The sequence below is a fragment of the Anoxybacillus sp. J5B_2022 genome (assembly GCF_026847645.1).
In the GTDB taxonomy this organism is placed as follows: domain Bacteria; phylum Bacillota; class Bacilli; order Bacillales; family Anoxybacillaceae; genus Anoxybacteroides.
In genome coordinates, this window is sequence record NZ_JAPSMC010000014.1 from 41,759 (window position 1) to 57,309 (window position 15,551).

15 protein-coding genes are annotated in these 15,551 nt (G+C 42.5%); 12 read left to right on the forward strand and 3 right to left on the reverse strand.

Annotated features, from left to right (window positions below; translation table 11 throughout):
* Positions 1-68: 68 nt before the first annotated feature.
* Complete coding sequence (locus M4I42_RS06055; protein WP_268851330.1) at positions 69-689, reverse strand: molybdopterin-dependent oxidoreductase; 621 nt, start codon at positions 687-689, stop codon at positions 69-71.
* A gap of 145 nt (positions 690-834) precedes the next feature.
* Between M4I42_RS06055 and M4I42_RS06060 the strand changes: the two genes are divergently transcribed.
* The 10 genes from M4I42_RS06060 to M4I42_RS06105 all read left to right on the forward strand — a co-directional run bounded on the left by M4I42_RS06060 (position 835) and on the right by M4I42_RS06105 (position 11,481).
* Positions 835-960 carry a hypothetical protein gene (locus tag M4I42_RS06060; protein WP_268851331.1) on the forward strand — a complete coding sequence of 42 codons (126 nt, stop codon included), beginning with the start codon at positions 835-837 and terminating at the stop codon, positions 958-960.
* Between the two features lie 101 nt (positions 961-1,061).
* The gene (locus M4I42_RS06065; protein WP_229706051.1) at positions 1,062-1,151 is read left to right on the forward strand and encodes a putative holin-like toxin; all 90 of its coding nucleotides are present in this window, start codon (positions 1,062-1,064) and stop codon (positions 1,149-1,151) included.
* Positions 1,152-1,480: 329 nt separating this feature from the next.
* Complete coding sequence (locus M4I42_RS06070) at positions 1,481-1,900, forward strand: CoA-binding protein (RefSeq protein WP_268851332.1); 420 nt, start codon at positions 1,481-1,483, stop codon at positions 1,898-1,900.
* Positions 1,901-2,045: 145 nt separating this feature from the next.
* The gene (parE, locus tag M4I42_RS06075; RefSeq protein WP_328284591.1) at positions 2,046-4,019 is read left to right on the forward strand and encodes a DNA topoisomerase IV subunit B; all 1,974 of its coding nucleotides are present in this window, start codon (positions 2,046-2,048) and stop codon (positions 4,017-4,019) included.
* Entirely contained in the window at positions 4,016-6,436 is a 2,421-nt protein-coding gene (parC, locus tag M4I42_RS06080) for a DNA topoisomerase IV subunit A (protein WP_268851334.1), read from the forward strand. Before parE ends, parC begins: the two co-directional genes overlap by 4 nt.
* 209 nt (positions 6,437-6,645) lie before the next feature.
* Positions 6,646-7,032: a PilZ domain-containing protein gene (locus M4I42_RS06085; protein WP_268851335.1), complete on the forward strand. Its 387-nt coding sequence runs from the start codon at positions 6,646-6,648 to the stop codon at positions 7,030-7,032.
* Between the two features lie 146 nt (positions 7,033-7,178).
* The gene (locus tag M4I42_RS06090; protein ID WP_268851336.1) at positions 7,179-7,679 is read left to right on the forward strand and encodes a PTS sugar transporter subunit IIA; all 501 of its coding nucleotides are present in this window, start codon (positions 7,179-7,181) and stop codon (positions 7,677-7,679) included.
* A gap of 149 nt (positions 7,680-7,828) precedes the next feature.
* Entirely contained in the window at positions 7,829-8,545 is a 717-nt protein-coding gene (gene treR / locus M4I42_RS06095; protein ID WP_268851337.1) for a trehalose operon repressor, read from the forward strand.
* Positions 8,546-8,755: 210 nt separating this feature from the next.
* The gene (locus tag M4I42_RS06100) at positions 8,756-10,168 is read left to right on the forward strand and encodes a Na+/H+ antiporter NhaC family protein (RefSeq protein ID WP_268851338.1); all 1,413 of its coding nucleotides are present in this window, start codon (positions 8,756-8,758) and stop codon (positions 10,166-10,168) included.
* Between the two features lie 137 nt (positions 10,169-10,305).
* Positions 10,306-11,481 carry an acyl-CoA dehydrogenase family protein gene (locus M4I42_RS06105; protein WP_268851339.1) on the forward strand — a complete coding sequence of 392 codons (1,176 nt, stop codon included), beginning with the start codon at positions 10,306-10,308 and terminating at the stop codon, positions 11,479-11,481.
* A 129-nt stretch (positions 11,482-11,610) separates the two neighbouring features.
* Here the strand turns inward: M4I42_RS06105 and speE are convergent, their stop codons facing one another.
* On the reverse strand, positions 11,611-12,480 hold the full coding sequence (speE, locus tag M4I42_RS06110; protein WP_268851340.1) for a polyamine aminopropyltransferase: 870 nt from the start codon (positions 12,478-12,480) through the stop codon (positions 11,611-11,613).
* Positions 12,481-12,563: 83 nt separating this feature from the next.
* On the reverse strand, positions 12,564-13,007 hold the full coding sequence (locus M4I42_RS06115) for an Rrf2 family transcriptional regulator (protein WP_268851341.1): 444 nt from the start codon (positions 13,005-13,007) through the stop codon (positions 12,564-12,566).
* Positions 13,008-13,181: 174 nt separating this feature from the next.
* Between M4I42_RS06115 and hmpA the strand changes: the two genes are divergently transcribed.
* Positions 13,182-14,420 carry an NO-inducible flavohemoprotein gene (gene hmpA, locus M4I42_RS06120; protein ID WP_268851342.1) on the forward strand — a complete coding sequence of 413 codons (1,239 nt, stop codon included), beginning with the start codon at positions 13,182-13,184 and terminating at the stop codon, positions 14,418-14,420.
* Between the two features lie 99 nt (positions 14,421-14,519).
* Entirely contained in the window at positions 14,520-15,422 is a 903-nt protein-coding gene (purU, locus tag M4I42_RS06125) for a formyltetrahydrofolate deformylase (RefSeq protein ID WP_268851343.1), read from the forward strand.
* Positions 15,423-15,551: the final 129 nt, after the last annotated feature.

A 15,551-nucleotide genomic window follows, 5' to 3' on the forward strand; every position in this document is an offset into this window, starting at 1 on the left:
TACTTCATTCGTTCGTATTATATCACAAAAATAAAAGATGCACATGATTGCTTGTGATGCAACCGGGGTTAAAAAAAGGAGCGAAGCCACTCGCTGGGTGAAGCAAAGCGTTCTTCTTTAAATGGATTGGCAGTCATAGAATAGCCGCGCTGTTCCCAATAACCAGGTTCATCTTTTTTCATAAAACAAATGCCTGTCGCCCATTTCGCTCCTTTCCATAAATAAAATGATGCAGGCGGAATAAAACGAAGCGGGTAGCCATGTTTTGGGGAAATGTCTTGCCAATCGTTTTGTGCATCTTTCCAGCGATAAACAAAAAGCGCATCATCCCCCATTAACGCTTCTAACGGTAAATTTGCCGAATAGCCAAGCGGATTTTTGTTTAAATAGCCGTAAATTTTCACGTATTTCACATCCGGCTCAAGTTCGACGAGGCGTAAAAACTCGCGAAAAGCAATTCCTTCAAATGTTGTATCAAACTTCGACCATGTCGTGACGCAATGCATATCGATCGACGAGATCGTTTTTGGTAACTTCATTACTTGTTCGTAGGGGAGGATTACTTCTTTTTTCACTTCACCAAATAGCCGAAATGTCCACGTTTTTTCATCAAATTCGTACACGTCGCCTTCATGAAGGATCGGCCATTTATCCGTTTCAAATTGCCCAGGAGGAAGCTGTTTTTTCACGCCAAACATCCTTTCTACTAGTTTTATTAACATGATACAGTGAGAAAATGGAAGATGCAACGACAGAAGATGTGAAGAAAGGGAGACATATGTTTTGCTCGTTTGGTTCATAATGAAACATAGAGAGAATGAGGCGGTGCATCAAATGAAAATAACGGAGTTAACAGCGGAGCTTGTGATCGGATTTGTCATGCTATTTCTTGTTGTAAAAGTGGCCGGAAAAAAGATGATTCATCAAATTCCCCCATTATCCCTTTTTTCCTATTTTTAAGAACATATATTCTTATTCCGGTGATTTATGATATAATAAACATGCACAGTTGTATGCAGGGTGGGCAGTGGCTACTCCCTTAAAGAAGGGAGGTGCTACTGATGATGACCGTTACCGATGCGCTGACATTAATGATTGCGTTTGCATCGCTGATCGTAACCGTTATCGCTGTATCTAAAGACAAAAAGTAACCCACCCTGCTCGGCCTAAGTGAGGGTGGGTTACGATCTGCTTTTCTAGGTCACTGCACTCCTTGCAGTAAGCGGTGTATGGATGGGACATTGGTTGCCGCCAATGTCCTGTTTTATTTTATGCTGTTCAACTTTATTATACGCACACAGTGGATGGCATGACAAGAAAATTATCTTTGTGTTATTGTTTTTTTCGAACTTTTTAAGACAAAACAACAATGTAAAAAATGTTAGACAAGCTACCGTAAACATAAAAATATAGGCATCGGCAGGATTTTTCTTGTTTGATAAAGAAATACTACAAAAAAGCGTTCGAAAGGAGAAAAAACATGCCGATTATGAACCCAAGCCGCGAAGAAATCGCGGAAATTTTACAAAAAGCAAAACGTATTGCCGTTGTTGGCTTATCCAACAATCCCGACCGCACGTCATATATGGTCGCAAAAGCGATGAAGGACGCTGGGTATAACATTATTCCAGTCAATCCAACGATTGAGGAATGGGAAGGGATTCCGGCGGTGAAATCGTTAAAAGACATTGAAGGACATATCGATATTGTCAACGTGTTCCGTCGTTCGGAGTATTTGCCAGAGGTGGCTCGTGAGTTCGTCCAAATCGATGCCGATGTGTTTTGGGCGCAGTTAGGTGTTGTCGATGAAGACGTGTATGAGTTTTTAAAAGAAAAAGGATATACGGTTGTGATGGATCGCTGTATTAAAGTAGAGCACGCTCTAACGAAAAAAAGTTAAACGGAATTCGGCCATCTTTTGAGGAAGATGGTCATTTCCATTTTCAGAAGTTTGGATCAGCTGACAAAATAGGCATAGACGTTTCCGAAATTTATGCTAAAATAAAACAGAAACAAATGTTCTTGTTTTTGAAAGGGGTATGTGCGTGACAAAACAGCATGTCTATGAATATAACGATGATGCCATTCAAGTGCTCGAGGGGCTTGAAGCGGTACGGAAGCGGCCAGGGATGTATATCGGCAGCACCGATAGCCGCGGGTTGCATCATCTCGTCTATGAAATTGTCGACAACTCCGTCGATGAAGCGCTGGCGGGATACGGAAACTATATTCTCGTCAAAATACATAAAGACAACAGCATCACCGTGTTAGACGAAGGACGAGGCATGCCGACGGGAATGCATAAACTCGGAAAGCCGACGCCGGAGGTGATTTTAACCGTCCTTCATGCCGGTGGAAAATTTGGACAAGGCGGCTATAAAACGAGCGGTGGATTGCACGGGGTCGGCGCCTCCGTCGTCAACGCCTTATCCGAATGGCTCGTCGTCACGATTCATCGCGACGGATTTATTTACCAACAGCGATTTGAACATGGCGGAACACCTGTCACGACATTAGAAAAAATCGGAACAACGAAAAAGACAGGAACAATGATTCAATTCAAACCAGACCCGACCATTTTTAGCACGACGACGTTCAATTACGAAACATTAAGTGAACGGTTGCGAGAATCCGCTTTTTTATTAAAAGGGTTGAAAATTGAATTAGTCGATGAACGAACCGAGATGCGTGAATTGTTTCATTACGAAAATGGAATTGAAGCATTTGTCGCCTATTTAAACGAAGAAAAGGACGCCCTTCACCCAGTCGTTTATTTTGAGGGGCAACAAGGCGGCATTGAAGTCGAGTTTGCCTTTCAATTTAATGATGGCTACTCGGAAAACGTGCTGTCATTCGTCAATAACGTTCGCACAAAAGATGGCGGAACGCATGAAGCGGGCGCCAAAACAGCGATGACCCGCGTTTTTAACGAATATGCGCGCAAAACGGGCCTATTAAAAGAAAAAGATAAAAACTTAGAAGGTTCTGATATTCGCGAAGGATTATCCGCGATTGTGTCGGTCAGAATTCCGGAACATTTATTGCAGTTTGAAGGACAAACAAAAGGAAAACTTGGAACAAGCGAAGCCCGCTCTGCCGTCGATTCCGTTGTGTCCGAACATTTAACGTACTTTCTTCAAGAAAATCCGGATATTAGCGCAATGCTTGTGAAAAAAGCGATTAAAGCGTACCAAGCGCGCGAAGCGGCACGGAAAGCGCGTGAAGAAGCACGAAGCGGGAAAAAGAAAAAAGGAAAAGAAGCGGTGTTAAGTGGAAAACTAACGCCGGCGCAAACGCGCAATCCGAAGAAAAATGAGCTCTATTTAGTAGAAGGCGATTCGGCAGGCGGTTCAGCGAAACAAGGGCGCGACCGCCGCTTCCAAGCGGTGCTTCCGTTGCGTGGAAAAGTCATCAATACAGAAAAGGCGAAGCTGGCGGATATTTTTAAAAATGAAGAAATTAATACGATTATTCACGCAATCGGCGGCGGTGTCGGAGCTGATTTTTCGCTAGAAGATATTAACTACGACAAAATCATTATTATGACAGATGCCGATACGGACGGCGCTCATATTCAAGTGCTGCTTCTAACGTTTTTTTACCGCTACATGCGTCCTTTAATTGAAGCAGGAAAAGTATACATTGCCCTTCCGCCGCTTTATAAAATTAGCAAAGGCACCGGAAAAAAAGAAATGGTGGAATATGCGTGGACCGATGAGCAACTAAAAGAAGCGATCAAAAAACTAGGCAAAGGCTATACGATTCAACGGTATAAAGGTCTTGGCGAGATGAACGCGGACCAGCTGTGGGAAACGACGATGAATCCGGAAACGCGCACGCTTATTCGAGTGCGGATTGATGATGCCGCAAGAGCGGAGCGGCGTGTGACGACGCTCATGGGAGATAAAGTCGAACCGCGGCGCAAATGGATTGAAGCAAATGTCCAATTCGGCTTAGCGGATGATCCGAATATTTTAGACAATGAACACGTATCGGTCGCAGAGGAGGGAACATTATGACAGAAAGATTGTTAGACTTGCCATTAGAAGATGTATTAGGCGACCGTTTTGGACGTTACAGTAAATATATCATTCAAGAACGGGCGCTTCCCGACGTGCGCGACGGGCTGAAGCCTGTTCAACGCCGGATTTTATATGCGATGTATGTGGACGGAAATACGGCTGATAAAGGATTCCGCAAAGCGGCGAAAACGGTCGGAAACGTGATCGGAAACTTCCATCCGCACGGCGATTCATCCGTGTACGAAGCGATGGTGCGGATGAGCCAAGACTGGAAGCTGCGCAATATTTTAATCGAAATGCACGGAAATAACGGCAGCATCGACGGCGATCCTCCAGCGGCGATGCGTTATACAGAGGCGCGCCTATCAGCGATTGCCGCGGAATTGTTGCGGGATATTGAAAAAGAGACGGTCGAATTTGTGCCAAACTTTGACGACACAAGCCAAGAGCCGGTCGTGCTTCCTGCCATGTTTCCGAATTTGTTAGTGAACGGTTCGACCGGCATTTCGGCAGGGTATGCGACAGAAATTCCGCCGCATCATTTAGGCGAAGTCATTGATGCAGTCATGATGCGGATTGACAAACCGAATTGCACCGTCGATGAGTTAATGACCGTTTTGCACGGACCAGATTTTCCAACCGGCGGCATTATTCAAGGAAAAGACGGAATTAAAAAGGCGTACGAAACGGGAAAAGGGAAAATAATTATCCGCGGAAAAGCGGTGATTGAATCGGCGAAAGGCGGAAAACAACAAATTGTCATTACGGAAATTCCATATGAAGTCAATAAAGCGAGCCTTGTCAAAAAAATTGACGAACTGCGGTTTGATCGGAAACTCGATGGCATTTCCGACGTCCGTGATGAAACGGACCGAACCGGCCTCCGTATCGTCATTGAATTAAAGAAAGACGCCGACGCAGAAGGGATTTTAAACTATTTATATAAAAATACCGATTTGCAAGTGCCGTATAATTTTAATATGGTCGCGATTCACGAGCGGCGCCCGAAACTGTTGAGCCTTCCAGAGTTGCTCGATGCGTATATTGAACATCAAAAAGAAGTCGTGACGAACCGCTCGCGCTATGAATGGAAAAAAGCTCGCGATCGAGCGCATATCGTCGAAGGGCTGATGAAAGCTTTATCGATTCTCGATGAAGTGATTGCGACGATTCGCGCATCGAAAGATAAAAGAGATGCGAAAGATCAGCTCATCGCTCGCTACGATTTCACTGAAGCACAAGCGGAGGCAATTGTGACGTTGCAATTGTATCGATTAACGAATACGGACATTACGGCTTTAAAACAGGAAGCGGAAGAACTTTCGAAAAAAATTAGCGAATTGACGGCCGTTTTAGCAAGCGAAAAAAAATTGCTGTCGGTGATTAAATCGGAGCTGAAAAAATTAAAAAAGACATACGCTGACGAGCGAAGAACGGTCATTCAAGAGGAAATCGAAGAGATTAAAATCAACCTTGAAGTGATGGTACCGGCAGAAGACGTCATCGTCACCGTGACGAAAGAAGGATATGTCAAACGGACGAGCCTTCGTTCGTATACAGCGTCAAACGGCCAAGATTTCGGCATGAAAGAATCCGACCGTTTATTAGCACAATTAGAGATGAATACAACGGATGTGCTGCTTCTGTTTACGCGAAGAGGAAACTATATTTATTGTCCGGTTCATGAATTGCCTGATATTCGCTGGAAAGAGCTTGGTCAACATATTTCCAACCTCGTTCCGTTAGACAGGGATGATGATCTCGTGTCGGCCGTTTCAATCCAAGACTTTGAACAGCCGCTCGATCTTATGTTTATTACGAAACAAGGAATGGTGAAGCGGACCGAAATGAAACAATATAAAGTGCAGCGTTACGGCCGTCCGTTGGCAGCGATTAACTTAAAAGAAAACGATGAAGTAATTAACGTCTATATAACAGATGGCAGCTGTGATTTATTCCTTGCGACGCACCAAGGTTACGGTTTATGGTTCAGCGAAGAAGAAGTGAGTGCCGTCGGCGTGCGCGCTGCTGGAGTAAAAGGAATTCAATTGAAAGACGGGGATTTTGTTGTCGCCGCTTATCCAATTGTTGCGGCGGATTCTCCAATGATTGTCATTGTGACACAGCGAGGGTCGGTCAAAAAAATGCCGCTTAGCGAGTTTGAAAAATCATCGCGAGCAAAACGGGGGCTTGTCATGCTTCGGGAGTTAAAAACGAATCCGCATCGTGTAGTTGCCGCGCTCATAACAGAAAACGACAGCGGCCGTGTCATCGTGCGAACAGAAAAAGGCGAAACGGAAGACGTTGACGTAGCGTCATTGAAACGTTCCGATCGATACAGTAATGGAACTTTCGTCATCGACAGCGAGGAAGCAGGAGAAATAAAAGAAATGTGGTTATATAAGTTGCAATAAAGAATTTCCGATTTTTCGTTTCCGTTTTCATCTAAATACAAACCGATATGATATAACGTGGTGAAGTGATCCGCTGGATGTAAAACAAAATTTCAACTTATATAGATATTCACAATTGAAGGAAATCCATATATAATGAGGTTAGTTTTGGCTGAGTATGAAAAAAGCTAGCGATAAATCGTTATATTTTTGGAAAAGAGGGGATTTTCGTGCGATTTAAACGACAAGAAGCATTCCGCTACCAATTTGGGCAGCCTCTCCCTTGTACGTTCCGCATTGTGCGTATCGATAATAGAGAGATTGAAAGCGACAAAGGAGCGGCGGAAATTCACGACATTAGTCCGCGAGGGATGAGAATGAAAACATCCCTTGATATCCCCCCTCGTCCACGAGAAATTCATATTGAAGTGACATTTATGTTAAATGATGTAGAGTTTAGTTTTATAGGAACGTTAGTGTGGCAACGAAAGACAGCCAACGATTACTATTACGGATTGCAGTTGCTTCTTTCTTTCCAGCAGGAAGAAATATTAATCCGTGAAATTAAGCGGTATGCCGTGCTTCATAACAGCCGACAAAACCACCCTTCTAAATAAAAAGCAAGCGGTCAATATATCGATTGCTTGCTTTTTATTTTTTGAACAAAATTTTTTATTGACCAACTTGTATATACAAGTTAAAATAAAACTGTAAGTCAACATGTATATACATGTTTGTGTAAGCGCTTAAGAGGGGGACTTATATGATCGTCTGGCAAGGGGAAGAAACGATATTCGCACCGTTGAATGGAAATGTGATCCCGATTGAAGAAGTGCCAAGCCCTACGTTTTCTCATAAGCTGTTAGGTGACGGGGTGGCGATTGTACCAAGTGAGGGGAAGGTGGTATCACCAGTAGACGGCCGAGTCATTAACATTTTTCAATCGAAACATGCGATCGGCCTTTTATCATCCAAAGGATTGGAGATTCTTATTCACATCGGGTTAGAAACAGTACTGTTGAATGGCGAAGGGTTTACGGTTCATGTGAAAAAAGGAGAAAGGGTAAAGAAAGGGGATTTATTGCTTTCTTTCGATCTCGGTCTCATTAAAAAGAAAGCAGCCAGCATTGTTACCCCAGTGATTATTACGAATAGTGAAGTAGCAGAAAATATGGAACCGATTACTTATGAAAGATGCATTGCCGGTCAAAGTGCGTTATTGCAAGTGACGATGAGAAAGTCTTATTTGTTTCGAATGAAGTAATTGGAGGTTTGGAAAATGAATAAACAATCAGTTGAACTATTATCGAATTACGAGGATGCACCGGAACATTTTCAACAAATCAAATTGCGTCCGTATGAATCGATTGTGTATTATTTAACAAAATGATACAATACAAGTCGGTGATAGTGATGAAAGAAAATAAGTTTTTAGCGATTTATAACGATCTTTTGCTTCAAATTCGTAAAGGAATCTTTCAGCCGAACGATAAACTTCCGTCTGAACACGAATTATCGCAACAATACGAGACATCGCGGGAAACGATTCGCAAAGCGCTAAATTTATTATCCGAGCACGGCTACATTCAAAAAATTAAAGGAAAAGGTTCAATTGTGCTGGATGTCGGCAAATACGATTTTCCTGTGTCGGGATTAGTAAGTTTTAAAGAACTGGCCCAAAAAATGAAAAAGCGTGTTCGAACGATCGTTCATGAACTGCAAGTCGTGAAACCAGATGACTATATCCGAAAATATTTAGATGTAACAGCGAAAGACGAAGTATGGAAAGTGGTTCGCTCCCGGGAAATTGAAGGAGAAAAAATTATTTTAGACAAAGATTTTTTGCATCGGAAATTTGTTCCTTTATTAACGCACGAGATTTGCGAAAACTCTATTTATGAATACTTGGAAAACGAGCTCAAACTGAAAATTAGCTTTGCGAAAAAAGAAATGTTTGTGGACAAAATCACCGACGAAGACCGGAAGTATTTAGATGTAGATGGATATGAGCATATTGTCGTTGTGCAAAATTATGTGTATTTAGAAGATGCGAGCTTATTTCAATTCACAGAATCGCGACATCGGCTGGATAAATTTCGGTTTGTCGATTTCGCTCGGCGCACGCATTAATGAGGGTGTCCCAAAAGTAACGGGGCACCCTTTCTTATCACTATATATACGCACGAAACACTTTCGTAAAACTATATATTGTATCTTCCTTGAAGAAAGACGACCTTTTGAGACAGCCTCTTTTTTTATCAAACAATGTTCTAAATAATCAATAAGCGTAATAGTTTTAAGCATTTATGGCCATCCTTGTAACGAAAGGAGTTGGACATATTGGAAGGAACATGGGTGTCGTTATTGCCATTTTTGCTCGTTATTCCGTTGGCAATATGGCTTCAAGAAATATTGCCTGGCCTTGTCGTTGGTTTATTTGTCGGGGCGTTTTGTTTAGAAGGCCATTGGTTCCGTGCGATCGAGCGAGCAGTAAGTGCATTATTGCAGACAGCAACGGACATCGGCCATATGAAAGTGATGGCCTTTCTGTACTTGTTTGGGGCGCTCGTTGGTATGATGCAAATTACAGGCGGAATCAAAGGGTTTGTGCAATGGATTAGCCCGAAAATTCATTCGAAAAGACGCATGATGTGGTTTATATGGTTGACGATCCCGTTTACATTTTTTACGCCAATGTTTCGGATTATGCTGCTTGCTCCGGTAATGAAACCGCTCATCGAAAAGTTTCAGATTGATAAACGGAAAATGGCTTATATGATTGATGTTTCCACGGAACCGACTATTGTTCTTTTGCCGCTTGCCACCGCGTTTGTCGGGTTTATGACATCTGTCGTGGAAGGGGCGCTCCGGCAAAACGGAATCGGTCAATCAGCGTATCATCTTTTTGTGGCGAGCTTGCCATACAATTTTTTTGCGGTCATTGCGCTTTTTGTTGGGATTGTGACAACGTTTAAACATGTTCAGATCGGAAAAGAGGAACGCGAACAAGCAGAAAGCGAAACGAACTACTTTCACCGGCTAGGGTTAAAAAAAGAACTGGCGTTAGTCGTTGGGGAGCCGCTTCATTTGTTTTTCCCGCTTTTGCTTATTTTACTGTTCACGATGTTTTTTCTTTGGTATGACGGAACAAAAAAAGGGGCTGCGACAATGATCGCTGCTTTTTCCAATGCAGATGCTACGTTTGTGATGTTAGTAGCGTTATTTGTGACCATTTTTATTACCGCGGTATTTTACTTTATTCGCCGCCAGAAATTCCATGAGCTCATTTATCATTTTTTTGAAGGTGGCAATGAACTGATGGCGCCAATTAGCATGCTTCTTCTTGTTTGGGCGCTATCGTTGACAGCGGAACAATTAGGTTTTTCCAGTTACATTAGTGCAACGTTCGGAACGTTTTTACCAAAGGAGATTGTTCCAGCAGCCATGTTTATTCTCGGTTCTTTCATTTCTTATTTTATCGGCACATCATGGGGGACGTGGGGATTGTTTATGCCGCTCGGTGTGACGTTTGCAGCGGCAACAGGAGCTTCATTGCCGATGACGATAGGCGCTGTATTTGCGAGCGGGACATTTGGTGCGTTCGCTTCGCCGTTAGGAGATACAACGATTACCACTGCTTCGATTATGGATTTAGATTTAATGGAGTACGCGAAGTACAAGCTGCGAATTTCGTTATTGTGCGGCATTTTAGCGCTCATCGGCTACCTTGTGATCCCGTTGTTTGTCCGCTAAACCTATCCGGTGGGGTACCCCATCGGTCTTTTGTTTACAAAAATAAACTATGTTCTAAATAATCAATATAACCTATTCATTTTCTTTTTCCTTAAGAGCGAGTAAAATGGAAGCAAACAAAAGAAAAGGGGAGAACCATGAGCGATTTATATCACTTATTTTTACGAACAGAGAAAGAGAAACAGTTACAAACCAAAGCGTGGCAGCTGGCTGAGCAGTTTCAAAAACGGGCGCAACATTACGATGAGCAGGCGGTTTTTCCATTTGAAAATTTCGCCGAATTGAAAAAAGCGCGCTTTCTTTCGCTTACCGTTCCAAAACAATATGGAGGCGAAGAAATCTCGTTATATGAATTTTTGCTTGTGCAAGAAACGATTGCGCAAGGAGATGGTGCTACTGCCTTATCGCTCGGTTGGCATTTAGGCATCGTGATGAATTTAGCGGAACAGAAAAAATGGCCTGAACCCGTGTTTGAGCGCATTTGTCACGAAATCGTCCATCAGCAAGTACTACTAAACAGCGCTCAGTCAGAAGCGGCAACAGGAAGTCCAGCGCGCGGTGGGAGACCGGAAACGACGGCAGAAAAGCAAAATGGACGCTGGATTATTTCTGGAAGGAAGACGTATACTTCGCTTGCTCCTGCGCTTGATTATTTTATTGTATCCGCGACGATTAAAGAAACAGGGGAAGTGGGTAACTTTTTAATCCCGAAAACCGCTCCCGGTCTCCAAATTGAAGCAACGTGGGATACGCTTGGAATGAGAGGGACGAGAAGCGACGATCTAATATTAGAAAAAGTGGAAGTCGACGAAACGGCGCTTGTCGAAATTCTTCACTCGCCGCAAGCAAAAGGAAGAGCGCAAGGTTGGCTTTTACATATACCGGCTTGCTACCTCGGGATCGCCATCGCAGCCCGTAATGAGGCGATTGCATTTGCCGAAACGTATCAGCCGAATACGTTGCCGCATCCAATTGCCGAAGTGCCAGAAGTACGGCGAAAAATAGCCGAAATTGATCTTCAATTAATGGCAGCCCGCCACTTTATGTATTCGGTTGCTGATCAATGGGATCGTTATCCTGACAAGCGCCAAGCAATGAAGGAAGAACTGGCAGCGGTGAAATACGTAGCAACGAATACGGCGATTCATATTGTCGATATGGCCATGCGGGTTGTCGGCGGACATAGTTTATTCGCCCATCATCCGCTGCAACGCCATTATCGTGATGTTCGTGCAGGGCTTCATAATCCGCCAGCAGACGATTTAACGCTTTCCATCGTCGCTAGCCGTTCTTTTACAAAAGGGAATGAATGATCTTCTACTTAAGAAGAAAAAATGCAAAGTAACCACTTATCGGCGAAGATCGTATAAGCCCCGCTGAGGAGAGGAGCGACTTGAGCCATCTTGCAAAACAGGGCTCCCTAAATAAGGAGCCCTGTTTTGTTATGACAATGCTTTTTTCATAAATTGAGGCAATTGAAAACAATGTTTTAGTACGGCATCGTTCACATATTTGGTGTCAGCTGGAAGCGACGATGCATTAGGAAGGGAAAGAGGAATTTTCGCGCCAATCGTAAAGCTCCATAATCCGCCCGGATATGTTGGAACAGTTGCGGTATAGACAGCCGCGTGTGGAAATAGTTGGCGAATGTTTGTATACGTTTGTTTTAAAATATCCATATGGAAGATCGGAGATTGACTTTGACATACCATGAGGCCACCTTCTTTTAATGCGCGATGGACATGCTTGTAAAAATCATACGAAAATAATTCTTTTGCTGGTCCAATAGGATCGGATGAGTCAATAATAATGACGTCATACGTATTTGCACGCTCTTTCACAAATGCGACTCCATCTGTATAAATAAACTGAACGCGCGGATCTGATAAGTTTCCTGAGACGTCTGGTAAATGTTTTTTACAAGCTTGTACCACTTTTTCATCAATTTCTACCATGTGAATTTCTTCCACATGTTTATATTTTGCTGCTTCCCGCGCTGCTCCGCAGTCACCACCGCCGATAATCAGCACTTTTTTTGGCGCTGGATGAAATTGAAGTGGAACATGTGAAATCATCTCATTGTAAATATGGCCATCAATCGAAGTTGTTTGCACAACCCCGTCAAGCACGAGCATTTTGCCAAAATCGTACGAATCTAAAATCATTACATGTTGAAACGGAGATTGCTCAGAAAAAATGATTTCTTTAATTCGATAGCTGATTTTTAAGTTTTCACGGTCATCTTCTGTCAACCAAAGTTCACCATTTTCCATTTTTAAATAAGGTGGTAGCGATGTCAATGTCTGTTTCATTTTGACCTCCTTTGAACGTTAGTTTTTTGCACACCTTTCTAATATTAATATATTTTGCGAAAGGTGACAATTGAATACGTTTGTTACACTCGTTTTTGTTGGAAGATAGATTGCAAATGGTTTTTATTGGCAAGTAAATCGGCCAATGTATACGAGTCTAACACGCGTAAAAACGCTTCTAACGCTTCGTGGAGCACATGCTTTAACCCACAAACAGGGGTGATAATGCAATGGTTTCCATGACCAGCAAAACATTCAACAAGCGATAAATTGTCTTCTGTATGGCGAACGACGACGCCAATTCGAATATCTTCTGGTTTTTTCGCGAGGCGAATACCGCCGTTCCGACCACGAATCGTTTCGATAAATCCTTCTTTCCCGAGCTCATATACAATTTTGCTTAAATGATTTTCTGAAATGGAAAATGCACGAGAGATTTCTTTAATATTCGTTTTTTCCCCAGGTTCTAACGCACCTAAAAAGAGAAGCACTCGTAGCGCATATTCGGTATAGTTTGTCAACTGCATCGTTTGTCACACCTTTAATCTCTTTGTCTATTCATTATCTTACCATATGTTCTCTTTAGGCGCGAAATTGTGAACATTTTGTTAAAGATGTATTTTAAATATTGCTTTTTTATGAAATGATATGATTCAATAAACATGTATGTAAAATACATGTTTTGGTGAGGGGATGTATTCATGAGTACGACAAAAACATTATTAAGCAAAAAAACGATCGAAATCATTCAATCGACCGTTCCTGTGTTAGAGCAATTCGGGGAACAAATTACGAAACGTTTTTATCAATTGATGTTTTCTAACCATCCAGAGCTGTTGAACATTTTTAACCACGCCCATCAAAAACAAGGGCGTCAGCCAAAAGCGCTAGCCGCTTCTGTATATGCCGCTGCGAAACATATTGATAATCTTGAAGCGATTTTGCCGTTTGTGAAGCAAATCGGCCATAAACATCGCAGCCTAGGCGTGAAAAAAGAGCATTACCCAATTGTAGGAAAATATTTACTACTGGCAATTAAGGATGTATTAGGCGATGCGGCGACCGATGAAGTGATCGAAGCGTGGAGAGAAGCGTACGGAGTGATTGCAGACGTATTTATCCAAGTCGAGGAAGAAATGTATCGCGAAGCGGAAGGAAAAGCAGGGGGATGGAAAGATTTCCGCCGCTTTACGGTGCAGAAAAAAGTAAAAGAAAGCGATGTCATTACATCGTTTTATCTCGTTCCAGAAGATGGCGGAGCGGTTAGCGATTTTCTCCCAGGTCAATACGTGAGTGTCAAAGTCAACGTTCCGGGGGAAACATATACGCACATTCGCCAATATAGTTTATCTGACGCTCCAGGAAAAGGCTATTATCGAATTAGCGTGAAAAAAGAAGCCGCAACAGATACACAACCAGCTGGCATCGTTTCGAACTACTTACACGATCACATTCAAGAAGGGGACGTGCTTGAATTAAGCGCGCCAGCTGGTGACTTCACCCTTGACATGACGAAAGAAACGCCAGTCGTATTGATTAGCGGAGGGATTGGGATTACGCCATTACTAAGCATGGTAAACACGTTAGCGATGAATCAACCGCAGCGGAAAGTAACGTTTATTCATGCAGCGATCAACGGAAGTGTACATGCTTTTGATTCCCATATGACCCATCTTGCTAAAGAACATGAATCGCTGTCTTATTATATTTGCTATCAATCACCGTCTGAAATGGATCGGCAAAAACCGCATTTTGCAAAAGAAGGATTGATTAATCTAGAATGGATTCAATCCGTTGTTCAAGACCCACAGGCTGATTTTTATTTCTGCGGTCCTGTTCCGTTTATGAAAACGGTCTACCATGCGTTAAAAGAATGGGAAGTTGCGAAAGAGAACATTCATTATGAGTTCTTTGGCCCAGCTGGCGATTTAACGAAATAATTTGGTGTATGGCTGGTTATTTACGAAAAAACGGTTGGAATTCCAGCCGTTTTTTTGTATGATGATGAAAAATCAGACTTACATAGGGGGAGATCATCTATGCACACGTTTCGCGAACGTCGTCTGCAAAACTTTCTGCAAAATTACAAACATCGTGCTCGGCTTGTCATCTCATGTCCTGATCAACCTGGCATTGTAGCTGCAGTCACTTCTTTTTTATATGAGCAAGGCGCGAACATTGTCGAATCGAGCCAATACTCCACCGATCCGGAAGGGGGAACATTTTTTTTACGAATTGAATTTGATGCTCCTGAAATGGCGGCACGAAAAAAACAAATAGAGAAAGAATTTGAAACGGTTGCCCAAACGTTTCAAATGAATTGGCGTTTTCGTTTACATAACGACCTACAAAAATTAGCGATTTTCGTTTCGAAAGAAGAACATTGTTTATTAGAATTGTTATGGGAATGGCAGGCAGGGGAATTATTGGCGGATATCGCCCTTGTTATTAGCAACCACGAATATATGAAAGAAAGCGTGGAATCGATCGGTATTCCTTACTACTGTATTCCGGTGACAAAAGAGAGAAAAGTAGAAGCGGAGCAAAAACAGATCGCGCTATTGAAAGAATATGGTGTTGATACGATTGTGCTCGCACGATATATGCAAATTTTATCTCCGGAATTTGTCGCGCAATTTCCGGCGCGAATTATTAATATTCATCATTCGTTCCTCCCAGCCTTTGTCGGCGCAAGACCGTATGAACGCGCGTATGAGCGCGGGGTAAAATTAATTGGAGCGACTTCGCATTATGTAACCGATGATTTGGACGAAGGGCCGATTATCGAACAAGATGTTGCCAGAGTAGACCACCGTTACCATCCAGAAGATTTAAAGCGGATCGGGCGCATCATTGAAAAAACCGTTCTTGCGCGGGCGTTAAAGTGGCATCTTGAAGATCGTGTCATCATTCATCAAAACAAAACGATTGTCTTTAACTGAGCGAAGAAAAGGAATACTCGCAAGCGAGTATTTCTTTTTTTACCTCGAAATAATAAAATAAAACTATGTTCTAAATTAAAAAACATCTAAAAAAGAAGGATTTTTATAAAGAAAATGGAATAATTATGA

Coding starts and splice junctions, on each gene's coding strand:
- M4I42_RS06065 (WP_229706051.1), top strand. CDS start 1,062: ATGATGACCGTTACCGATGCGCTGACATTAATGATTGCGTTTGCATCG.
- speE (WP_268851340.1), bottom strand. CDS start 12,480: ATGAAACAGACATTGACATCGCTACCACCTTATTTAAAAATGGAAAAT.
- M4I42_RS06115 (WP_268851341.1), bottom strand. CDS start 13,007: ATGCAGTTGACAAACTATACCGAATATGCGCTACGAGTGCTTCTCTTT.
- M4I42_RS06090 (WP_268851336.1), top strand. CDS start 7,179: ATGATCGTCTGGCAAGGGGAAGAAACGATATTCGCACCGTTGAATGGA.
- M4I42_RS06070 (WP_268851332.1), top strand. CDS start 1,481: ATGCCGATTATGAACCCAAGCCGCGAAGAAATCGCGGAAATTTTACAA.
- hmpA (WP_268851342.1), top strand. CDS start 13,182: ATGAGTACGACAAAAACATTATTAAGCAAAAAAACGATCGAAATCATT.
- treR (WP_268851337.1), top strand. CDS start 7,829: ATGAAAGAAAATAAGTTTTTAGCGATTTATAACGATCTTTTGCTTCAA.
- M4I42_RS06060 (WP_268851331.1), top strand. CDS start 835: ATGAAAATAACGGAGTTAACAGCGGAGCTTGTGATCGGATTTGTCATG.
- M4I42_RS06105 (WP_268851339.1), top strand. CDS start 10,306: ATGAGCGATTTATATCACTTATTTTTACGAACAGAGAAAGAGAAACAG.
- parC (WP_268851334.1), top strand. CDS start 4,016: ATGACAGAAAGATTGTTAGACTTGCCATTAGAAGATGTATTAGGCGAC.
- purU (WP_268851343.1), top strand. CDS start 14,520: ATGCACACGTTTCGCGAACGTCGTCTGCAAAACTTTCTGCAAAATTAC.